Here is a 21971-nt window from a genome sequence, read left to right on the forward strand (position 1 = left end):
AGGTCAGGACACTGTGGGGTTCTGGCGGGTCACGCTGGAGTGTTCGGCGAGATCGTGGTTCTCGGACTCGCGCGCAGCAAGGTACGTCTTGACCTCACGGGCGACCCGTGCCTCCATGAAGAACGACAGGAACGGGACGATTCCGCCCAGCGCGAGGGCGATGAACCGACCGAACCGCCACCGCATCAGGCTCCAGATGCGGAAGCACGCGAAGAGGTACACGACGTAGAACCAGCCGTGGCCGACGAGGATCGACAGCGACACATTGACGCCGTCGCCCGCCGACTCGAGGTCGCAGCCCAGACCCCCGGGCACGAAGAGCGAGTACCACTCGCATCCGGGCCCGACCAGCACCGGTGCGAACCAGAGGAAGCCACCGGACCCGCCGGCGAACAGTTCGACGTGCAGCGGCGAGTACTTGAGGATCATCTCGGCCAGCAGCAGGAGCAGCATGACACCGGTGATGATCGAGGCGACCTGGTAGAAGGTCAAGGCTCCGCGAATGGCCGGGAAAGACGACGGTTTCGGCTCACGGGGCATGGGCCCATTCTAGTCGCCGGTTGCGGTCGCGCTTCCCGACGAGGATGCCGCGGCTGCGGCATCCTCGAGCTCTTCGACTTCCTTCTCCCACGCATCCTTGGCGAGGCGGTACCAGAAATAGAAGGCGAAGCCGGCGAAGACCACCCACTCGGCGGCGTAGAAGATGTTCAGCCAGTTGACTGTGGACCCGGCATCCGGCGCGGGCGAGGCGATGTCCACAAGGCCCGCCGGCGCAGACTGCGAGGCGATGTAGCTGCGATAGACGTCCAGGCCCGCGGTGTCGTGCCACTGCGACAGGAGCGCCGCCGGCGACATCCGTGTCATCGTGAACGGCGGCTCGCCGCGCGGCGGCGGCACCGGACCCTCGTCCGAGATCAACCGACCGACGACCGTCACGGACTCCCCCGCGACCGCAGTCTGCTCGAGCGCCTCGGCGGCGGATTCGGCGACGGTGAGCGTCGGCGCCCAGCCGACGGCGACGGCCACGGATGTCGGCGTCGCGGTGTCGGCGATACGCAGCTGACCGGTGACCCAGAAGCCTTCGACGCCGTCGTTGAAGCGCGACGAAACGACAAGGAAATCCTCGGGAACCCACGTGCCCGTCACCTCGACGCGCTGGCCCACGAGCGGCTCGGGAAGGTACTCGCCGGGCCCGGCGATCTCGGCGAGCGGCCTGACCTCTTCGGTGGTCCCGGGCGGGAGTGGGTCGGTGTCGATAGCGCGCGAGAGCTGCCACTGCCCGAGCCACGCGAACACCCCCGCTACGACGAGCGCGAGCAGCAGGACGCCGATCCAGCGGGGTCGGAGCATGACCTCCCGCAGGGTCGGGGGAAAGACTGTCTGGTCTGTCATCCGCCCGTATACGGCGCGACGACCACCTCGACGCGCTGGAACTCCTTGAGATCGGAGTACCCGGTCGTGGCCATCGACTTCTTCAGCGCCCCGATCAGGTTCGCGGTTCCGTCAGCCACCGGAGCCGGACCGTAGAGCACGGATTCGAGGTTCGTCACCTGATCCACCTTCACGCGGCGACCGCGCGGGAGCTTCGAGTGGTGAGCCTCCGGCCCCCAGTGGTATCCACGACCGGGGGCGTCGGTTGCCCGCGAGAGAGCGACGCCGAGCATGACGGCATCCGCTCCCATCGCGAGCGCCTTGACGATGTCGCCTGACGTTCCCACACCGCCATCGGCGATGACGTGGACGTAGCGCCCGCCCGACTCGTCGAGGTAGTCGCGGCGCGCGCCGGCGACGTCGGCTACCGCCGTGGCCATCGGGGCGTGGATGCCGAGAACCCCGCGCGTCGTCGAGGCTGCGCCCCCGCCGAAGCCGACGAGCACGCCCGCGGCGCCCGTGCGCATGAGGTGCAGGGCTGCCGTGTAGGTCGCAGCACCGCCGACGATGACAGGCACGTCGAGGTCGTAGATGAACTTCTTGAGGTTGAGGGGCTCGTCGACGCTCGAGACGTGCTCGGCCGAAACCGTCGTGCCACGGATGACGAACAGGTCCACACCCGCGGCGACCACGGTTTCGTACAGCTGCTGGGTGCGCTGCGGAGTCAAAGCACCGGCCACCGTGACTCCGGCGTCACGGATCTGCTGCAGTCGCTCACGGATGAGCTCGGGCTTGATCGGCTCGGAGTAGAGCTCCTGCATCCGGCAGGTTGCCGTCGCCTCGTCGAGAGACGCGATCTCAGCCAGCAGCGGCTCGGGGTCGTCGTACCGGGTCCAGAGCCCCTCGAGATCGAGGACACCGAGTCCGCCGAGCTGACCGAGCATGATCGCCGTCTGCGGGCTCACAACCGAATCCATCGGGGCGCCGAGCACCGGGATGTCGAACTGGAACGCGTCGATCGACCATGCGGTCGAGACATCCTCGGGATTGCGGGTGCGGCGCGAGGGAACGACGGCGATGTCGTCGAACGAGTACGCGCGGCGAGCCCGCTTGGCGCGGCCGATCTCGATCTCCATGGTCACGCGCCCCAGCCTACCGGTGGGGTGTGGCGATACCGCGCGTGATCCCAGCCCCGCGCCGAACCCACACGTTTCGGTCCCACCCCACACGCGATACGCGCCGGATCGCGTGGGTTCGCGGCGAAAGGTGTGGGTTCGCCGCTCCGGAAGAGGCGCCGCACAGCCATCACCACGGTTCGTTGCCGCGGGGTGCGACGTCGCGGACGGCGCGCATCGTGGTCGGGAAGCACGTCTCGAACAGCTCATGGATGCCGTCATCGGCGTCCACCTCGTCGATGAGGCGCAGCCCGATCATGGTGTTGATCAGCATCCCCTCCGCAAGGAACGATTGGGCGGTGTCGGCATCGAATCCGGCCTCGTCGCGGAGGAAGCGCCAGACCTTCACGAAGCCCTGGCGGGCGGCGGGTCCGATCACCGGATGACCGCCGAGAAGGAACGCGTGCGAGAGGGTCTGGTGGAGTCCCCGCACCTGGAGAAGCCGAAGATAGACAGCCCCCATACGCTCCTGCGCCGGAGCGTCGGCGGGGGCGTCGAGTTCGGCGCGGAATCCGTCGAGCAGTTGATCGAGAGCGTCGTGCAATACGGCAAGGAACAGCGATTCCTTCGTTCCGAACAACCTGACCACGTACGGCTGACTCACGCCGGCGGCGCGAGCTACCTCGTCTGTGGTAGCTCCTTCGTACCCGCGGGCACCGAACACAGCGTGAGCCGCCAGCAGGATTTCGGCGCGGCGCTCATCGGAACTCATGCGTCGTTGCGTGCCGGTCTGAACCATGCTTGACATGTTATCAGTCGATTACTACAGTCCAAGTAATCATCCGATTACATCAACGGAGGCATCCCGTGACCACCACGCTCGATCCGGCTCCTGCGCCGCCCTCGCACCTCACCGCACCGCGGCATCGTGCATTCGGCCTGGTGGTCGCGGCCGCGTCGGTTCCGATGTTCATGGCCACGCTCGACAACCTCGTGATGACCAACGCCCTGCCGGTGCTCCACCGCGACCTCGGCGCGAGCGTCGAAGAGCTGCAGTGGTTCGTGAACGCCTACACGCTGGCCTTTGCCGGAGCGATCCTGCTGGCATCCGCCCTCGGCGATCGATACGGGCGCCGCACGGTCTTCGCGATCGGAATCGCCGTGTTCGGGATCGGTTCGGTATTCGCCGCTCTGAGCACCGATCCTTCGCAGTTGATCGTCGCTCGCGCCGTCCAGGGGCTCGGCGGGGCCGGCATCTTCCCCCTGTCGCTCGCGCTGCTCTCGGGCGGTGTCGCTCCCGAGCGCCGTCCGCTCGCGATCGGGATCTGGGGTGGCGTCTCGGGTCTCGGCGTCGCCGTCGGTCCACTCGTCGGCGGTGCGATCATGGAGGGCTGGAACTGGCAGGCGATCTTTTGGCTGAACGTTCCCATCGCGATCCTCGCCATCCCCTTCGCGCTGTGGGCGCTGCGCAATGACCGTGGAGCACGCGTGCGACTCGACCTCCTCGGCGCCGTCATGATCGCACCGAGCGTCGTCCTGCTTGTCCACGCGATAGTTCGCGGCAACGACGATGGCTGGGGCTCGTTTGGAGTCATCGCGGAGCTTGTCGCAGGCATGGCGCTCCTGGCTGGATTCGTCGCCTGGCAGGCCCGCACGTCAGCGCCCCTCGTTCCGATGCGGCTGTTCCGTGACCGCAGCTTCACCGTCACCAACATCGCGGGCTTCGGCTTCAGTTTCGGCACCTTCGGCGCGATCTTCCTGCTCATCCAGTACATGCAGGTCGTGCAGGGTGCCTCCCCCTGGGAAGCCGCGGTGCGCACGACGCCGTGGACCCTGGCGCCGATGGTGATCGCGCCGCTCGCAGGCCTGATCGCGCCGCGCATCGGCACCCGCATCCTGATGGTCGTGGGGCTCGTCATGCAAGCGACAGCGCTGATCTGGCTCGCCGCCATCCTGGATCTCGACACCCCCTACGCCGCGATGATCACCCCCTTCGTGATTGCCGGTGTCGGGATGGGCCTCATGTTCGCGCCGTCGGCGACGGCCCTGCTGGCGACCCTCGGCATCGTCGATCACGCGAAAGCATCCGGGGTCAACTCGACGGTGCGCGAGATCGGACTGGCCCTGGGGACCGCCGTGCTGACGGCGATCTTCCTCGGCGCGGGTGGCGAGCTGATCCCCGACCTCTACGTCGAGGCGGCGCGGCCGGCCGTCTTCGTCGGGGGGATCGTGCTGGTGGTCAGCGCGATCGCCGCGCTGTGGCTGCCAGCAGGACGCTCTGCACAGTCGCCGACTCAGCCGGTCGCGACCTCGGCTGTCGCCGGCACGAGCACGCGCTCGGGGCAGGTGTAGATCGCGAGGCTTGAACCGCGGCTGAAGCCGACGAGCGTCATCCCGGATGCCGCCGCGAGATCCACCGCGAGAGACGAGGGCGCGCTGACGGCGGCGAGCACCGGGATGCCGGCGAGCCGCGCCTTCTGGACGAGTTCAAACGACGCACGCCCCGACACCTGCAGCACTGTTCCCGAGAGCGGCAGTCGGTCTTCGCGCACCGCCCACCCGACGATCTTGTCGACGGCATTGTGGCGCCCGACGTCCTCACGCAGGCACAACAACTCCCCCTCAGCGGTGAAGAGGCCCGCCGCGTGGACGCCGCCGGTCCGATCGAACAGGGCCTGGCTCTGCCGCAGCACCTCGGGAAGACGCGCCAGGATGCCGGCATCGACCCGGATGCCGTCGCCGGCCACGTCGAAACGCGATTGCTTGCTGACAGCCTCAATCGAGGTGGTGCCGCAGATACCGCAGGCTGAGGTCGTCGTGGAATGGCGAGCATGGGCATCCCTCGGGGGAATGGCGCCCCGGCCGAGGACGGCGTCGATGACGTTGTAGGTGTTCTCTTCCCGGCGACCGAACTCATCGAATCCGGCACAGTAGCGCAGCGAGGCGAGTTCATCGCGCGCGGCGATGACACCCTCCGAAACCAGGAAGCCGGCCACGAGGTCGAAATCGTCGCCGGGAGTGCGCATCGTCACCGACCACGACGTGCCGTCGATCCGGATCTCGAGCGGCTCTTCGCGGGCCACGACATCCTCCCGCGTCGATGTGGTTGCGGCATCCGCGCCGTCGTTCCACCGCACGCGGGTCACGCGGTGCCGCGTCATCCCTGTTGCCATCCGGACCCCTTCGTTCAGCTCCCATTGTGCCCCGCACCTGCGCGACGGGGCCCGATGCCGAGGATCGGCGTTAGTCTCGGGAGAACAGGTCGACGTCGACCGGCGGCGTGGAGAGGATGAGCCGCTCCCGCCGGAGAGTCCACCCGGAGAATCCACCATGGCAAAGTCCGCCCCCACCGCAGATATCGACGAGTCGAAGCTCCGTGTCTCGGCGCCCGCGACCGAAGCTGTCGGCGTTCCCGCCGTGATGCACGCCCTCGAGATGTCGATCGAGCAGATGGGCCTCGTGCGCAGCGCCCGGACGCTGCTGCGGGTGAACCAGAAGGACGGGTTCGACTGCCCCGGCTGCGCGTGGCCCGAGGAAGACAAGCGTCACATCGCCGAGTTCTGCGAGAACGGCGCGAAGGCCGTGGCCGAGGAGGCCACCGTGCGCCGTGTCTCTGCTGATTTCTTCGCGAAGCACTCGATCGCCGATCTTCTCGAGCACGACGACTATTGGCTCGGACAGCAGGGGCGCCTGGTCGAACCGATGATTCTCGACGAGGGGGCCACGCATTACCGTCCTGCCAGCTGGGACGAAGCGCTCGACCTGATCGCCGACGAATTGCGCGGGCTCGACAGCCCCGATGAGGCGATCTTCTACACCTCCGGCCGAACCTCGAACGAGGCAGCCTTCCTCTACCAACTGCTGGTGAGGGGCCTGGGCACCAACAACCTCCCCGACTGCTCGAACATGTGCCACGAGTCAAGCGGCGTCGCGCTGTCGCAGACGCTCGGCATCGGCAAGGGCACGGTGTCGATCGAAGACATCCACAACGCCAGCCTCATCATCGTCGCGGGGCAAAACCCCGGCACCAACCACCCGCGCATGCTGAGCGCCCTCGAGAAGGCGAAGATGAAGGGCGCGACGATCGTCGCCGTGAACCCTCTTCCCGAGGCCGGCCTCATGCGGTTCAAGAACCCGCAGATCCCGCGTGGCGTGATCGGTGACGGCACCCCGATCGCCGATCAGTTCGTACAGATCCGGATGGGCGGCGACCAGGCCCTGTTCCAGGCGCTGGCCAAGCACCTGCTCGAGCAGCACGAGCGTCGCATCGAGGCTGGCGAGCCCGGCATCCTGGATGCCGACTTCTTGACGCAGCACACCAGCGACTTTGCCGCCTACGCAGACCTGATTCAGGCGGCATCCTGGAGCGAGTTCGAGACCGCGACGGGGCTCACCGAAGCACGGATGCGGGAGATCGGCGATCTTGTGATCGCGTCCCCCGCGACGATCGTGTGCTGGGCGATGGGCCTGACCCAGCACAAGCATTCGGTCGCGACGCTGCGCGATGTGGTCAACCTGCTCCTCCTGCAGGGGAACGTCGGGCGCCCGGGCGCTGGGGTGTGCCCGGTGCGCGGGCACTCCAACGTGCAGGGCGATCGCACCATGGGGATCTACGAGAAGATGCCCGAGCCGTTCCTGAAGGCGCTCGATGCGGAGTTCTCGTTCGACGCTCCTCGCAAGCACGGCTACGACACCGTCGAGGCGATCCGGGCGATGCGTGACGGCAAGGCGCACTTCTTCATGGGCATGGGCGGCAACTTCGTGTCGGCCACCCCCGACACCGCCGTGACCGAAGCCGCCATGCGAAACCTGCGCTTGACGGTCGAGGTCTCGACCAAACTCAACCGCTCGCACCTCGTGACCGGCACACGCGCCGTCATCCTGCCGACCCTCGGCCGCACCGATCGCGACCATCGCGGCGGAATCGACCAGCGCGTGACGGTCGAGGACTCGATGGGCGCCGTCCACGCCTCGCGCGGGCGCCTGAAACCCCCCGCCGACGACATGCTGTCGGAGGTGGCGATCGTGGCACGGATCGCCGAGCGCCTGTTCGCAGGGCCCAACGCCCTACCGAACGCTCCGCAGGCCGATTGGAAGGCCATCGAAGCCGACTACGCAACAGTGCGCGCGCACATCGAGGCAGTCGTTCCCGGGTTCGACGATTACGAGGCGCGCATCGCAAAGGGCCGCACCTTCTTCCTCCCGAATGGCCCCCGCGACGAGCGCCGCTTCACCACGGTGACGGGTAAGGCGATCTTCACGGCCAACGAACTCGAGTATCCGAAGATCCCCGAGGGCCACCTGCTGCTGCAGACCCTGCGCAGCCACGACCAGTACAACACCACGATCTACGGCAAGGATGACCGGTACCGCGGCATCCGTGACGGGCGTCGCGTCGTACTCGTGAACAGCACGGATGCCGAAGCCGCGGGCGTCGCCGACGGCGAGATCGTCGACCTCGTATCGGTGTGGACCGACGGAACCGAGCGGCGTGCAGAGGAGTTCCGGGTGGTGCACTACGACACCCCCGTCGGAAACGCCGCCGCCTACTACCCCGAGACGAACGTGCTCGTTCCGCTGGACTCGACGGCCGACGGATCGGGCACGCCGACCTCGAAGTCCGTCATCATCCGGCTCGAGCGCCGGGGTTCGGAACAGCCGAGCTCGTGACAGCCGCCCCGGATGCCGCCACTGCTGCGCCCCCGGGCGGGGCAGTGGTCCGCGCTGCCGTCGTGACGGCATCTGACCGCGCGGCATCCGGGGAGCGTCCGGATGCGACAGGACCGGCTCTTGTTCGACGACTCGGCGAGGCTGGGTACGTGTGCGACGCGGCGATCGTCGTGGCCGACGGGCAGGACTCGGTTGCCGGCGGCATCCGTCGCGGGCTGGATGCCGGTGCCCGGGTGATCATCACGACCGGCGGCACCGGAGTGGGCCCCCGCGATCGCACCCCCGAAGCGACCCGGGCCGTGATCGACCGGGAGGTTCCGGGCCTTGCCGAGGTGTTGCGGCGCGAGGGCGCGGCATCCACGCCGATGGCGGCGCTCTCGCGCGGGATCGTCGGTGTCGTCGACGGGCCAGGCGCCGTGATCGCGAATCTGCCCGGGTCGACGCGCGGCGCCGCCGAGGGCCTCGAGACGCTGCTCCCGCTGCTGCCGCACGTTCTGGACCAGCTCACGGGCGGGGATCACTGATGGCAGACGCCATACGGATCGCGCGGATCAGCGATGAGCCCCTCGACCTCGCTGCGCACATCGCGGCGGTGTCGGGTCCGACCGCCGGCGGGATTGCGACCTTCGTCGGCACGGTCCGCGACCACGATCCGGGCGCACGCGGTGAGGTGACGCTGCTCGAGTACTCGTCACATCCGGACGCCGAGCGGATCCTGGGCGGTATCGCGGCGTCATGTCTCGCGGAGACTGAGGCCGAGTGCGCCATCGCCGTCACGCACCGCATCGGAAAGCTCGGTGTCGGCGATCTCGCCGTCGTCGTCGCGGTCTCAAGCGCCCACCGCGCTCCCGCATTCGAGGTGTGCCGGGCACTGATCGAGCGCATCAAGACCGACCTACCGATCTGGAAGCGCCAGCACGAGCACGACGGCACCGCGAGCTGGGTGGGACTCGACGCATGAGTGCCGTTCCCCTGCCCCTGCCGACGACGCTCGCTCGCCCCGGCGGCGTTGATGCGACGTACGCCGAGCGGGCGGCGCCCGGCTCGCGCGGGCAGTTGGTCGACAGGTTCGGCCGGGTGCACCGGGACCTGCGCATCTCGCTGACTGACCGGTGTTCGCTCCGCTGCACCTACTGCATGCCGGAGCAGGGCGTCGAGTGGCTCGCGAAGAGCAGCATCCTGACGACAGACGAGATCGTGCGGGTCGCGGGAGTGCTCGCAAGCCTCGGGATCGTCGAGGTTCGACTGACCGGCGGGGAGCCGCTGCTGCGTCGCGACATCGTGGACGTCGTTCGGCGTGTCGCCGCGATCGAGGGCGTCGCGGGTCCGCTCGAGGTGTCGATGACCACCAACGGACTGAAGCTCCCCGAGCTTGCCGAGCCGCTACGCGAGGCCGGTCTTGCGCGGGTGAACGTGTCGATCGACACGCTGCGCCGCGACCGCTTCGCTGAGCTGACGCGCCGCGACCGTCTGGATGACGTCTTGTCCGGCATCCGTGCCGCCCGCCGTGCCGGCTTCGCACCCCTCAAGCTCAACGCGGTGCCGATGCGCGGCGTCAACGACGACGAGATCGTCGACCTGGTGCAGTTCGCGGTCGACAACGGGGCTCAAATGCGGTTCATCGAGCAGATGCCGCTGGATGCCGGCCACACGTGGTCTCGCTCCGAGATGGTCGATGCGGGTGAGATCCTCGACAAGCTCACGCGGCGCTTCACGCTCACGCCGATCGGCGAGCGCGGTTCGTCGCCGTCGCAGGACTACCTCGTTGATGGCGGACCGACCACGGTCGGGCTCATCGCGTCGGTGTCAGCGCCGTTCTGCGGTGCGTGCGACAGGGTGCGGTTGACTGCCGACGGGCAGATCCGCAACTGCCTGTTCGCCCGCGAGGAGTCCGATCTGCTGCCGCTCCTGCGCGGCGCGGAGGGCAGCTCGCCCGCGGATGACGACGCCATAGCCGACCTGCTACGCCGGTCGATCGCGGGCAAGCGCGCAGGCCACGGCATCGACGACCCCGGATTCCTGCAGCCCCAGCGCCCCATGAGCGCGATCGGCGGCTGACCCCGGCATCCGCACCCTTCCGCTGCGGGCCCGCACCTTCCGCGAACCCACAACCTCCGCGCCGACCCCACGCCTTCCGCACCCAAGAACGTGTGGGGTCGGCGCGAGACCTGTGGGTTCAGCGGCCAAGATCCGGCGAAGTTCGGGCGCGCTCAGCCGCCGGCGAAGGGCGGCAAGATGTCGACGACATCGGATGCCGACAGCGGCATATCGGCATCCGTGCGCTCTCCGTTGACGAGCACCGCACACCGCGGCAGCACGAATCCGAGGCGTTCGTGGTCGGTGACCACCGCAGCGCGCAGGGCGTCTAACGTCTGCTCGCCGCGGACCTCCTCCTCGGCACCGGCCGCTTCAGCCGCGCCGGCAAAGTAACGAACCGTCGCCATCAGACTCCGCCCCCGCCGCTGTGGGGGGCACGCCCTTCCGCCCACGCGTCGGCGAGCGCGACGACCTCGGCGAGGGCAGCCGCCGTATCCTCGGGGCTGCCGCCTGCACGGCCGGCAACCAGCCCCGCGACGAAGGCGCTCAGAGGCGCGGCGGGGCGTGCAACGTCATGCGCGACATCGCGTGCGAGGTCGAGCACGAGCGCGATCGGCACCTGCTCGGCATCCAACCCGAAGCGATCACGCAGCACCGAGGACCACTCATCGAGTGCTTCGGGCGGAAGGGTGCGGTCGTTCATGCTGGCTCCTGACTCTCGAGACCGGGCACGGGAGAGATCCTGCCATGTGTCGACGTCGGTCGTCACCCCAGTTGTATCCGGCAGATACCGACATCGCAGGTCGGCGAACAGGTCGCTCATCCGCGCACCCACCGGCTCTGTTTGTCGCGCGGCAGCGTCGACGAGCGCCTGCGTCCGAATCCGTGCACAGAGCCACTGGCGGCGACCGGCACGGTCCACGAGCACGACCCCGTCGGCTCCCGCGGCGTCATCGAGGCCCGCCGCGAGAAGGGCCGCCACGGCGCGATCGCCCGCGGCGAGGTCACCGGCCAGCAGCAGGACCTCGTCGGCCTCCACGCGGCCGATCGCCGCGGCGATCGCCGCTACCGGCCCGCCTCCTGCCGGTTCCTCGCGCATCACCACGAGATGTGACGGTCCCGAACGCAGGATGAGAGACGTATCCGCATCCGCTGACGCCGCTTCGAGCGGGATTGATCCTGCGTTCGGCTCGCTGTCGACGAGCTCGTGCCCCGCCGCAGGGTCCACGGGCGGCGCACCGACGACGACGACTGTGCCGTCGCACACAGCCCCTGCGGCCCGGACCGTGCGGCTGAGCAGTGACCGCCCCGCTACCGTCAGGGCGGTCTTATCGACCCCGCCCATCCGTGATGCTCGGCCTCCCGACAAGATGATCGCGCCGAGCCGCGCTCGCGAGCCCGCGACGGGCGCAGGTAGGCCCGGCGTCGAAGCCGAATCCTGGCCGCTTCCGGGCGTCACTCCTCGCGTGTCCACGATCCTGAGCGGCCGCCCTCCTTGGCGGTGATGCAGGCATCCGTGATCGTGACGGTGCGGTCGATGCCCTTGACCATGTCGACCACCGAGAGCGCGGCGACGGTCACGGCGGTGAGCGCCTCCATCTCGACCCCGGTGCGGTCAGCAGTGCGCACCGTCGCCGTGATGCTCACCCCGGCGTCCTCGATCTGCAGGTCCACGACGACACCGTGGACCCCGATCACGTGCGCGAGCGGAAGCAGCTCGGGTGTGCGCTTGGCGGCCTGGATTCCGGCGATCCGCGAGACGGCCAGCACATCCCCCTTCGGCACACTGCCGTCACGCAGCGCCGCGACGGTGTCTGGAGCCATCGTGACGAAGGCGCGGGCGGATGCGGCACGCACCGTCGGCTGCTTGCCGGTCACATCCACCATGCGGGCGTGACCGGACTCGTCGAGGTGCGTGAAACTCATGTCACCAGCATGACATCGACGAGGTCGCCGGCGGCTACCTCCTCGACGGACGCCGGGACCACCGCCCACGCCTCGGCGAGCGCGAGTGCGCCGGCACGGTGGGAGCCAGATCCTCCGGCGGTCGCGGGACGAACGGTCCATGCCGCAGGGTCGGACCGATCGATGGCGACGGGCATGAACTGCTCGCGGGCTGGCGGGGTTCGCCATCCGTCCGATACCCGCAGGCGGATGACGGGGCGCAGCACGTCACGTCTTCCCTGCATCCGCAGCAGCGCCGGGCGCACGAAGGCCTCGAACGACACAGCGACGCTCACGGGGTTCCCGGGCAGGCAGAACACCGGGATGCCGCCGATGGCGCCGTGCCCCTGCGGCTTGCCGGGCTGCATCGCGACGGTGAGGAACTGCACGCCGGTCGGTTCGAGGACGTCCCGCACCACCTCGTAGGCGCCGACGCTTGCCCCACCGGTGAGCACGATCGCATCCGGGGCGTCGGCTTCGACGCGAGCGAGCACCCGCCGCAACACGGCCGGGTCATCGCCGACGCGGATGAGCTCGGTGACGACAGCGTCGGCGCCTCGCACGAGTCCGTCGAGCAGCAGACCGTTCGACTCGGGGATCTGCCCCGGCCCCACGGGCTCCCCGGGCGCAACCAACTCATCCCCACTGGCGATCACAACCACGCGCGGAGCCGGGCGCACCAGAACGGATGCCGCACCAGCCGCTGCCGCGGCCGATCGCTGCAACGCACCCAGTCGCTCCCCCGCGGCAACCACGACATCACCGACCGAGACATCGTCGCCTTGACGGCGGATATGCGCGCCGGGCGTCGGCTGCGCGTCGAGGCGAATGAGCGACCCGGGGGCGACATCACGGAAGGGCTCCGCGGTCTGTTCGTGCGGGACGATGGCATCGGCTCCGGCCGGAAGCGGCGCTCCCGTCATGATCCGGGCCGCTTCCCCGGGGCCGATGCTCGCGCCGGGGGCGACGCCTGCCGGGATATCCACGACGACGGTGCGCCGCCCACCCCCGTCGCCCGCTCGTACTGCGTAGCCATCCATCGCGGAATTGTCGAAGGCGGGGATCTCGAGCGTTGCGACAACAGGTTCCGCGGTCGTGCGACCCCAGGCATCCGTGATCGGCATCCGAACCGCGGTCAGGACGGTGGTCGCCGCGAGGATCGCGTGGCGATGCTCGGCGACAGTGCGAGTGAAACTCATACGTGGGCGGGCGTAGAAAGGGCGGATGCCGAGCGGACCGGGAGTTCTCGCATCGTTCCGGCGAGGGCGTCGATGACGGCGATCCGACCCAGAAGCGGGCGCCCCTCGCCGACGATGAGCTTGATCGCCTCGGATGCCATCAGCGAGCCGGTCTGCATGCACACCGATGCGAGCACCCCGACGTCCTCACACGTGACGACCTGTCCGGTCGAACCGGCCGGGAACAGGTCGCTCAGGCGCACCGGATCGGTGCCGGCCGGCGGCTCCGACCAGAACACCGTCACCTGCGACCAGAACTCCAGTACGCTCCCCCACACGACCGGCAGCCCGAGCTCTGCGGCTGCGGCATCCACGACGTCGCGGGTCTCGAAGGTGTCGGACCCGTCCAGCACGAGGTCGTAGTCAGACAGGATCTCGCGCGCGTTCGCCGCGGTCAGGCGCACCGGGTGTTCGATCACACGCGCGTCGGGTGCCAGGCCGCGTGCACGAGCCGCGGCACTTTCCGTCTTCGGCTCGCCCACGGTCTCGACCGAGTGAATGATCTGCCGGTGCAGATTGGTCAGGTCCACGACGTCGTCGTCGATGATGCCGATCGTTCCGATGCCGGCCGCGGCAAGCGCCAGGATGACGGATGACCCGAGTCCCCCGGCTCCCACGACCCCGACGCGGGCCGCGGCGAGGCGGCGCTGACCCAGGTCGCCGATGGCGAAGAGTTTGCGGTGACGCGCCGTGCGGTCGCGTTCGGCATCCGTCAGGGCCTCGACGGGCTCGACGAGCGGGGGAAGTGACATGTCCCTACGCTAGCCCCGCACCGGCGCCCGCGGTCCGGCGGGCGCGCAGCCACACCAACTGCGCAGAATCGCACCACCTCCGCATCCGCAGGCCGGAATCCTGCGAACTTCGCGCGGTTCTGCGAGCTTGGGCCGCGCGGGCAGCGGGCGAACGGATGCCGCGAGCTGCCCTAAGCGACCGAGTAGCGCCCCGACGCGACGGCGCGCGCACGAGCCTTGGCGGCCTCTTCTTCGCGGTTTTTCGGCGGCGTCACGGCGACGAGGTCGTCGAGCAGGTGCTGGGTGGCGTGGGCGATCTCGTGGACGGCGCGGTCGAAGGCATCCTGGTTCGCCTTGGACGGCTTGGTCGTCCCGGCGATCTTGCGCACGTACTGGAGGGCTGCAGCGTGAACCTCATCCGAGGTCGCGGCGGGCTCGAAGTTGTGGAGGGTATGGATGTTCCGGCACATGCCCCGACCCTACGCGCGCGCCCGCGGCTCGACCACCCCGTACCGGGGCCGAGCTTGGCACCGCGAAGTTCGCAGAATCACGCCAACTCCGCACGATTGCCGCCGCATCCTGCGAACTTGGCGTTTGGGGACATGCGCGGAACGGGGCAGTCCGCACGTGCGAGCACAGGCGCGGCGGGCAGTAGCGGGCGTGGTCAGGATGCGAGGTGCAGGCGGGCCGCGAGGGCGCGACGGATGCTGCGCTCAACCGCCGGCCAGTCGTGAACGATCTGCGCGTAGCTCAGGCGCATGACGGTGTATCCGCGAAGCGCAAGCTCGGCGTCGTGCGCGATGTCCTTCGTGCGCTGCGCGCTTGAGGAGTGATGCGCGAACCCGTCGATCTGCAGCACGAGCCGCTCGCCGATCAGAAGGTCGACGAACCGTCCGGCGATCCTCGCCTGTTGCACGACCGGAACGCCCCAGCGGCGCAGCGGCAGGACGACGAGGGCCTCCAGCCCCGAATCAGAGAGCCCGACAACCTCCCCGGCCAGGTCTCGCGCGGCCCGCGAGGTCCAGGGGATGCGCCTGAGCGCCTCCGGCGCAAGACCCTCCACACGAGCCGCGGACTCCCACACGGCGAGAGCAGCGTCGTGGGGGACGCATCCAGCGACGTGAGCCAGCGCATCCTCGACGGTCGCCATGAGGCCCCATCCTGGCGGGGAGAGAGGGATAGTCCAGTGGAGCCGTCCTGGCCATCCGTCAGGCAGGCGCGCGGAACCGGAGCCGGGAACCATATGCACGTGGGGATGCAGATCCATGTCGGGCGGCATCCACCACCCCCGTCTGCGCGCAAGGGACAGACACGAAATCCGGCCGCCCGCGGTGGCCGCCGTGACGAGATCCGGCGCCGCTTCCGGAAGGGTCACCCACGCACGACGGATGACTCGCGCCCTCCCGTCCCGTACGAACCCCCGCAAGGCCGCGACCCTGTACCCAGCACGCAGGATGTCGCTCCGGTGCGCGATTCCGCCACGTTCCCGCAACCACTGTTCGAGCTCTGGCGTCACCTCGCCAGCGTGCGTCGCCGGCGGGTGGCGCGACCGCAAGCGGCATCCTTCTGCACGCTCTTCACGGCCCGGCGACGCTGGGGAGGAGTCCAGCCGGCGCGGTTCTGGCACCCCACGAACTCCGCAGACTCGCCCCTACTCCACAGGATTCGGGGCAGAAAGTGCGAGGTTCGCGCGAATCTGCGGACTTCGCGCGCACCAGACGAACTTCGCGCGCGCCAGACGGATGCCGCGCGCGAGACGGAGGCCGCGAACCAGACGGATGCTACGCGTCAGCGCTTGTAGTTCGGGGCCTCGACGACGATCTGCACGTCGTGCGGGTGCGACTCCTTGAGGCCGGCAGCGGTGATTCGGACGAACTTGCCCTTGGCCTTGAGCTCCTCGACCGTGCGGGCACCGACGTAGAACATGGACTGCCGCAGGCCACCGACGAGCTGGTAGGCGACTGCCGCGAGCGGACCGCGATAGGCGACCTGCCCCTCGATGCCCTCGGGGATGAGCTTGTCGTCGGTGGGGACGTCGGCCTGGAAGTAACGGTCCTTTGAGTAGGAGGTCTTCTTGCCGCGCGTCTGCAGCGCACCGAGCGATCCCATGCCCCGGTACTGCTTGAACTGCTTGCCGCCCTGGAAGACGATCTCGCCCGGGGCTTCGTCGGTGCCGGCGAACAGCGACCCGATCATGACCGAGTCCGCGCCCGCGACCAGGGCCTTGGCGATGTCGCCCGAGTACTGCAGGCCACCGTCGGCGATGACCGGAACCCCGGCCTCTCGCGCAGCCTGGAAGGCCTCGTAGATCGCAGTGATCTGCGGAACGCCGACGCCGGCGACAATGCGGGTCGTGCAGATCGACCCGGGGCCCACGCCGACCTTCACGGCATCCACCCCGGCGTCGATGAGTGCTTGCGCGCCTTCACGGGTCGCGACGTTGCCGCCGATGATGTCGATGCCCGCGAATGACGGATCAGCCTTGAGCCGTCGCACGATGTCGATGACGCCCGCCGACTGACCGTTGGCGGTGTCGACGACGAGAACATCCACCCCGACATCCCGCAGCGCCTCGGCGCGTTCCCACGCGTCGCCGAAGAACCCGATCGCAGCACCCACGCGCAGGCGGCCGTGCTCATCCTTGGTGGCAAGCGGGTACTTCTCGCTCTTATCGAAGTCCTTGATGGTGATCAGGCCAGCGAGCTTGCCGTTATCGTCGATGAGCGGGAGCTTCTCGACGCGATGCTTGGCGAAGGTGGCGATGACATCGTTCGCGCCGATCCCGACGGGAGCCGTGATGAGACCCTCGCTGGTCATGACGTCCTTGACGAGGGTGGTCTTGCGCTCGAAGCCCGACACGAACCGCATGTCGCGGTTGGTGACGATGCCGACGAGCGTCCCGTCGTCGTCGACGACGGGGAGGCCCGAGATGCGGTAGGTCGCGCACATCGCGTCGACCTCTTCGATCGTGGCGTCGGGAGTCGTGGTCACGGGGTCGGAGATCATGCCCGACTCGCTGCGCTTGACGCGGTCGACCTGAGATGCCTGATCTTCGATCGAGAGGTTCCGGTGCAGGATGCCGAGGCCTCCCTCTCGGGCGACCGCGATCGCCATCCGCGCCTCGGTGACGGTGTCCATCGCGCTGGAAATGAGCGGGATCGCAACGGTGATGCGGCGCGTCACCCGCGATGAGGTGTCGGCCTCGCTCGGGATGACGTCAGTGTGACCCGGCAGCAGAAGCACGTCGTCATAGGTGAGTCCGACGAATCCGAACGGGTCGTGAGTGTCCATGCTTCTCCTGCGGTCGCGAGCCTTATAGAGAATTCTACGTTCGCGGGCACGCCGGCATTCCCGGGCGGCGGCCGCGGTGGGCTCGGCAACGGATTGGGATCGTTCTCAGCCGAATATGCCCCGGAAACACCGCCGACACATTACGCTCGTACGGTCGTCTACCACGGTCGAAGCGACTTCCTCGGCCGTTGCTGTCCGGGAGGTCTGAGTGCCACATCCGAATGCCCCAGCCAGGACGACGCGGAATCGCCTCGGCGTATTTCTCGCGTTGGCACTGACCCTCGTGGGCCTTCTCGCCCTGCCGACTGCCGCTCACGCCGCGGACGACGATCCCTACCGCATCAGCGGGAATGTGCAGCTCGAGGGTGAGCCGCTCGAGGGCGTCGAACTGACGGTGGACGGCCCCGGCGGCGAGCAAACGGTCGAGACGGATGCCGACGGGCAGTGGGCGGTGGGGGTTCCTGAGCGCAATGCCGACTACACCGTGACACTCAACGAAGACACCCTCCCCGAGGGCATTGCGGTGATCGACGAGACGGGCGAAGACACCTCTCCCAACGTCCGCGAGGTCACGGTCGGGCCCGGCGGCCGCGTGACGACGAACTTCTTCATCGGCGAGGGCGAGCGGAACACCACCGGGTTCGTCGACCAGCTCGTGGAGCGCCTGGTCAATGGCGTCAACTTCGGTTTGATGCTGGCGCTGGCCGCGATCGGTCTCTCGCTGGTCTATGGCACGACGGGGATCTCGAACTTCGCCCACGGCGAGATGGTGACGTTCGGGGCGCTGATAGCGCTGCTGTTCGCCGTGGGGTTGAGTCTGCCGCTGCTGGTGGCCGTCCCGCTGGCGGTGATCGTTTCGGGGGCGTTCGGGTACGCGATGGATGCCGGTCTCTGGCGTCCCCTGCGCCGAAGGGGCCTCGGCGTCGTGCAGCTCATGATCGTCTCGATCGGCCTCTCGCTCGCCCTGCGCTATATCTTCCAGATGTTCGTCGGCGGTGGCACGCTGCAGCTGCCGAATCCCCTGTCGGGCGTCATCCCCCTGCCCGGGTCGATCGTGCTGACCTGGATGGATCTGGTCAGCATGCTGATCTCGGTCGTCGTGATCATCATCTTCGCGCTGTGGCTCACGCGCAGCCGGATCGGTCGCGCGACCCGGGCGGTCTCTGACAACCCGTCCCTGGCAGCGGCATCCGGAATCGACGTGGACGGGATCGTCCGGATCGTCTGGATCCTCGCGGCGGCGCTTGCCGGCCTGTCCGGTGTCCTGTGGGCCTACTTCCGCCCCGGTATCAAGTGGGACATGGGAACCAGCATCCTGCTGCTGCTGTTCGCGGCTGTCGTGCTCGGCGGCCTCGGTACGGCACTGGGCGCCCTCGTCGGATCTCTGATCGTCGGCATCCTGGTCGAAACGACGAGCCTGTTCGGGGTTCCCGACGACCTCAAATACGTGGGCGCGCTGGTCGTCCTGATCCTGATCCTCCTCTTCCGACCGCAGGGCATCCTGGGTCGAAAAGAGCGAGTGGGCTGAAGGGGGCACGACGATGGACTTCGGTCAGATCCTGAACAACACGCTGAGCCAGATCCTCAGCCCCACCACCTTCGGCTTCGCTCTGGCGGCGATCGGCCTGTCGATCCACTTCGGCTTCGCGGGCCTGCTGAACATGGGTGTCGCCGGCTTCATGGCCGTCGGAGCCTACGGTTTCGCGATCTCGATCCTGACGTTCGGACTGCCCTGGTGGCTGGCCGCGCTCGTCGGGTTCGTGCTCGCCGCCGTGTTCGCGCTGATTCTCGGCATCCCGACGCTGCGGCTTCGCGGCGACTACCTCGCGATCGTGACGATCGCCGCAGCCGAGGTCGTGCGCCTGCTGTTCCTGTCGACCGCCTATAAGGACGTCACGGGCTCCGCCGACGGGCTGTTCGGCTTCCAGGCGGAGTTCCGGGCGGCAAACCCGCTCCCGCAGGGCACCTATGGATTCGGCCCGTGGACCTACACGAGCGACCAGTGGTGGGTGATCATCATCGGCGTCGCGCTGACCGCGGTCGCGGTGCTGTTCACCTGGTCGCTGATGCGGAGTCCCTGGGGACGCGTCATCAAGGGCATCCGTGAAGATGAGGATGCCGTGCGGTCCCTGGGTAAGAACGTGTTCTCGTTCAAGATGCAGGCCCTCGTCATCGGTGGCGTCATCATCGCGGCGGGCGGCATCGTCACCGCGATGGGAACCAACGTCAACCCCAACGTCTATGTGACCTCCCAGACCTTCTTCATCTGGACGGCGCTCCTGCTGGGTGGGGCCGCCACGATCTTCGGCCCGGTGCTCGGCGCTGTGCTGTTCTGGGTTGTGCGAGCGTTCCTCTCCAACCTCCTTCCCGCGCTGGTGGATGCCGGGCTCCTGCCCTTCCTCTCGCGCGAGCAGGCACAGCAGTCGGTCTTCGTCCTGATCGGGGTCGCTCTGATGCTGCTGATCATCTTCCGCCCGCAGGGGATCCTCGGGAACAAGAAGGAGCTGAGCTTTGTCCGATGAGCCGCTCGCGCCGGTAGCGCGTCCCAAGACGACTGGCCTTCATGAGGGTGAGATCCGCCCCGGTGTCGCCAAGGTCGACCCGATCATCGTCGCGGACGGTGTCAAGCGCACGTTCGGCGGCCTGACCGCCGTGGATGTCGAGCATCTCGAGATCCCGCGGAATGCCATCACCGCTCTCATCGGACCCAACGGTGCCGGAAAGACGACGTTCTTCAACCTGCTGACCGGCTTCGACAAGCCCGACGAGGGGTCCTGGAAGTTCGATGGCACAGCCCTTGCGGGAGTTCCCGCGTTCAAGGTGTCGCGGATGGGTGCGGTGCGCACGTTCCAGCTGACCAAGGCGCTGGGCCTTCTGACCGTGCTCGAGAACATGAAGCTCGGCGCGACGGAGCAGCGCGGCGAGAGCTTCTTCGCGTCGCTGTTCCCGTTCCTGTGGCGAAAGCAGGATGTCGAGATCGAAGAGCGCGCCCGCGTGCTGCTGAAGAAGTTCAAGCTCGACGCGAAGGAGACCGACTTCGCGGCGAGCCTCTCGGGTGGGCAGCGCAAGCTCCTCGAAATGGCCCGCGCACTCATGAGCTCGCCGCAGTTCGTCATGCTCGATGAGCCGATGGCGGGTGTGAACCCCGCTCTCACGCAGTCACTGCTGGATCACATCCTCGACCTGAAGGACGAGGGCATGACGGTGCTGTTCGTCGAGCACGACATGCACATGGTCCGTCACATCGCCGACTGGGTCGTCGTGATGGCCGAGGGCAAGATCGTCGCCGAGGGTCCGCCCGACACGGTCATGCAGAACCCCGCGGTGATCGATGCCTACCTCGGCTCGCATCAGGATGTCGACCTCGGCGTTGTCACCGGGCGCGTGCCCGGCGAACTCAACACCGCCGCCATCGAGTTGCAGCAGGAGGTTCAGGAGTTCGACGAGGCCATCGAAAAGTCGCATCACCACCAGTCGGATGCCGCCCCCGGCACATCGCGAGAGCCGGGCGAGGGCACCGGGACGGAGAAGTCATGACCGATGCAGCCGCCACCGACGAGCGTCCCCCCGTCCGTGAGGGCACGCCGGTCGTCCTGGTCGACGAGGTTCACGCCGGATATCTGCCCGGGGTGAACATCCTCAACGGCGCGACCCTGACCGCCTGGGACGGCGAGCTCATCGGCATCATCGGCCCGAACGGCGCCGGCAAGTCCACGCTGCTGAAGGCGATCTTCGGCCAGGTGAAGGTACGCCAGGGCGACATTTCGCTCAACGGCGAGAAGATCACGGGCCTCAAGGCGAACAAGCTCGTCGCCAAGGGCGTCGGGTTCGTCCCGCAGACCAACAACGTCTTCCCGAGCCTCACGATCGCCGAGAACCTGCAGATGGGTCTGTTCCAGCGCCCCAAGCTCTACACCGAACGCCTGGAGTTCGTCACCGGCATCTTCGCGGAGCTCGGCAAGCGGCTGAACCAGCGCGCCGGGTCGCTGTCGGGCGGTGAGCGCCAGATGGTGGCGATGAGTCGTGCTCTCATGATGGATCCTGCCGTCATCCTGCTCGACGAGCCCTCGGCGGGCCTGTCCCCCGCCCGGCAGGATGACGCGTTCCTGCGGGTCTCGGAGATCAACAAGGCCGGGGTGACGACGATCATGGTCGAGCAGAACGCTCGCCGGTGCCTGCAGATCTGCGACCGCGGCTATGTGCTCGATCAGGGCAAGGATGCCTACACCGGCACCGGCCGTGAGCTGCTCAACGACCCGAAGGTCATCGGCCTCTACCTCGGCACCCTCGGCGCCTAGCCCCGCGCCGCGGCATCCCTCGCTCCCGCGGGACCCCCCGCCTCGAGGCGCGAACCCACACCGTCGCGCGCGAACCCACACCTCTTCACCCCCGAAACCTGTGGGCTCAGCACGGATGCTGTGGGTTCGGCACCTCACACCGGCCCGTCACCCCCGCACGATGCCCGCACCATGCCTCGAGGCATCCACCTCCCCACCCACTCGCGAACCCACACCTTCGTGCGCGAACCCACACCTTCCGACGCAGGAATCGTGTGGGGTCAGCACGGATGCTGT

At 68.2% G+C, this 21971-nt stretch carries 22 protein-coding genes; 9 read left to right on the forward strand and 13 right to left on the reverse strand.

Going from position 1 to position 21971, the window contains the following annotated elements; translation table 11 throughout:
* Nucleotides 1–3: 3 nt before the first annotated feature.
* From B4F19_RS06195 to B4F19_RS06210, 4 genes are all read right to left on the reverse strand, one after another.
* Complete coding sequence (locus B4F19_RS06195) at nt 4–540, reverse strand: DUF3817 domain-containing protein (protein WP_292733444.1); 537 nt, start codon at nt 538–540, stop codon at nt 4–6.
* Nucleotides 541–549: 9 nt separating this feature from the next.
* Nucleotides 550–1392: an SURF1 family protein gene (locus tag B4F19_RS06200; protein WP_292733447.1), complete on the reverse strand. Its 843-nt coding sequence runs from the start codon at nt 1390–1392 to the stop codon at nt 550–552.
* On the reverse strand, nt 1389–2507 hold the full coding sequence (locus B4F19_RS06205) for a GuaB3 family IMP dehydrogenase-related protein (RefSeq protein WP_228179478.1): 1119 nt from the start codon (nt 2505–2507) through the stop codon (nt 1389–1391). Before B4F19_RS06205 ends, B4F19_RS06200 begins: the two co-directional genes overlap by 4 nt.
* 169 nt (nt 2508–2676) lie before the next feature.
* Entirely contained in the window at nt 2677–3294 is a 618-nt protein-coding gene (locus tag B4F19_RS06210) for a TetR/AcrR family transcriptional regulator (RefSeq protein ID WP_292733449.1), read from the reverse strand.
* A 59-nt stretch (nt 3295–3353) separates the two neighbouring features.
* On the opposite strand from B4F19_RS06210, the gene B4F19_RS06215 reads away from it, so the two are divergent.
* Nucleotides 3354–4838 (forward strand): DHA2 family efflux MFS transporter permease subunit, encoded by a 1485-nt coding sequence (locus B4F19_RS06215; protein ID WP_292733452.1) that lies wholly within the window; start codon nt 3354–3356, stop codon nt 4836–4838.
* Here B4F19_RS06215 and fdhD read toward each other — a convergent pair.
* Nucleotides 4781–5659 (reverse strand): formate dehydrogenase accessory sulfurtransferase FdhD, encoded by an 879-nt coding sequence (gene fdhD / locus B4F19_RS06220; protein ID WP_292733455.1) that lies wholly within the window; start codon nt 5657–5659, stop codon nt 4781–4783. The genes B4F19_RS06215 and fdhD overlap by 58 nt on opposite strands.
* Before the next feature lie 157 nt (nt 5660–5816).
* On the opposite strand from fdhD, the gene B4F19_RS06225 reads away from it, so the two are divergent.
* Genes B4F19_RS06225 through moaA form a run of 4 tightly spaced genes read left to right on the forward strand, consistent with a single transcriptional unit; the run spans nt 5817 to nt 10214 of the window.
* Entirely contained in the window at nt 5817–8156 is a 2340-nt protein-coding gene (locus B4F19_RS06225; protein WP_292733457.1) for an FdhF/YdeP family oxidoreductase, read from the forward strand.
* A complete protein-coding gene (locus B4F19_RS06230; RefSeq protein ID WP_292733460.1) occupies nt 8153–8680 on the forward strand; it encodes a MogA/MoaB family molybdenum cofactor biosynthesis protein in 528 nt (175 codons plus the stop codon). The genes B4F19_RS06225 and B4F19_RS06230 overlap by 4 nt, the downstream gene beginning before the upstream one ends.
* A complete protein-coding gene (locus B4F19_RS06235; protein ID WP_228179470.1) occupies nt 8680–9117 on the forward strand; it encodes a molybdenum cofactor biosynthesis protein MoaE in 438 nt (145 codons plus the stop codon). Before B4F19_RS06230 ends, B4F19_RS06235 begins: the two co-directional genes overlap by 1 nt.
* Complete coding sequence (moaA, locus tag B4F19_RS06240; RefSeq protein WP_228179471.1) at nt 9114–10214, forward strand: GTP 3',8-cyclase MoaA; 1101 nt, start codon at nt 9114–9116, stop codon at nt 10212–10214. The genes B4F19_RS06235 and moaA overlap by 4 nt, the downstream gene beginning before the upstream one ends.
* A gap of 152 nt (nt 10215–10366) precedes the next feature.
* Here moaA and B4F19_RS06245 read toward each other — a convergent pair whose 3' ends face one another.
* The 8 genes from B4F19_RS06245 to guaB form a co-directional block, all read right to left on the reverse strand.
* The gene (locus tag B4F19_RS06245) at nt 10367–10600 is read right to left on the reverse strand and encodes a MoaD/ThiS family protein (protein WP_292727724.1); all 234 of its coding nucleotides are present in this window, start codon (nt 10598–10600) and stop codon (nt 10367–10369) included.
* On the reverse strand, nt 10600–11667 hold the full coding sequence (locus tag B4F19_RS06250; protein WP_349675944.1) for a DUF6457 domain-containing protein: 1068 nt from the start codon (nt 11665–11667) through the stop codon (nt 10600–10602). The genes B4F19_RS06245 and B4F19_RS06250 overlap by 1 nt, the downstream gene beginning before the upstream one ends.
* Nucleotides 11649–12119, reverse strand: coding sequence for a cyclic pyranopterin monophosphate synthase MoaC (gene moaC / locus B4F19_RS06255; RefSeq protein WP_292727728.1), 471 nt, complete (start codon nt 12117–12119; stop codon nt 11649–11651). The genes B4F19_RS06250 and moaC overlap by 19 nt, the downstream gene beginning before the upstream one ends.
* Entirely contained in the window at nt 12116–13336 is a 1221-nt protein-coding gene (glp, locus tag B4F19_RS06260) for a gephyrin-like molybdotransferase Glp (RefSeq protein ID WP_292733466.1), read from the reverse strand. Before glp ends, moaC begins: the two co-directional genes overlap by 4 nt.
* Nucleotides 13333–14127, reverse strand: coding sequence for a HesA/MoeB/ThiF family protein (locus tag B4F19_RS06265; RefSeq protein WP_292733469.1), 795 nt, complete (start codon nt 14125–14127; stop codon nt 13333–13335). The genes glp and B4F19_RS06265 overlap by 4 nt, the downstream gene beginning before the upstream one ends.
* Nucleotides 14128–14297: 170 nt before the next feature.
* Nucleotides 14298–14576: a DUF2277 domain-containing protein gene (locus B4F19_RS06270; protein ID WP_228179476.1), complete on the reverse strand. Its 279-nt coding sequence runs from the start codon at nt 14574–14576 to the stop codon at nt 14298–14300.
* A gap of 194 nt (nt 14577–14770) precedes the next feature.
* Nucleotides 14771–15256, reverse strand: a complete 486-nt coding sequence (locus tag B4F19_RS06275; protein WP_292726822.1) for an endonuclease domain-containing protein — start codon at nt 15254–15256, stop codon at nt 14771–14773.
* Between the two features lie 638 nt (nt 15257–15894).
* Nucleotides 15895–17397, reverse strand: a complete 1503-nt coding sequence (gene guaB, locus B4F19_RS06280; protein WP_292726823.1) for an IMP dehydrogenase — start codon at nt 17395–17397, stop codon at nt 15895–15897.
* A 268-nt stretch (nt 17398–17665) separates the two neighbouring features.
* Here guaB and B4F19_RS06285 point away from each other — a divergent pair, with 268 nt between their 5' ends.
* From B4F19_RS06285 to B4F19_RS06300, 4 genes are read left to right on the forward strand one after another with little or no spacing between them, the layout of a single operon-like run.
* The gene (locus tag B4F19_RS06285) at nt 17666–18925 is read left to right on the forward strand and encodes an ABC transporter permease subunit (RefSeq protein ID WP_414683151.1); all 1260 of its coding nucleotides are present in this window, start codon (nt 17666–17668) and stop codon (nt 18923–18925) included.
* A 13-nt stretch (nt 18926–18938) separates the two neighbouring features.
* Nucleotides 18939–19919 carry a branched-chain amino acid ABC transporter permease gene (locus tag B4F19_RS06290; RefSeq protein ID WP_228177194.1) on the forward strand — a complete coding sequence of 327 codons (981 nt, stop codon included), beginning with the start codon at nt 18939–18941 and terminating at the stop codon, nt 19917–19919.
* Complete coding sequence (locus B4F19_RS06295) at nt 19909–20934, forward strand: ABC transporter ATP-binding protein (protein ID WP_292726825.1); 1026 nt, start codon at nt 19909–19911, stop codon at nt 20932–20934. The genes B4F19_RS06290 and B4F19_RS06295 overlap by 11 nt, the downstream gene beginning before the upstream one ends.
* Nucleotides 20931–21695, forward strand: a complete 765-nt coding sequence (locus B4F19_RS06300; RefSeq protein ID WP_228177196.1) for an ABC transporter ATP-binding protein — start codon at nt 20931–20933, stop codon at nt 21693–21695. The genes B4F19_RS06295 and B4F19_RS06300 overlap by 4 nt, the downstream gene beginning before the upstream one ends.
* Nucleotides 21696–21971: the final 276 nt, after the last annotated feature.

The organism is Microbacterium sp. UBA1097, assembly GCF_002313585.1.
Lineage (GTDB): Bacteria > Actinomycetota > Actinomycetes > Actinomycetales > Microbacteriaceae > Microbacterium.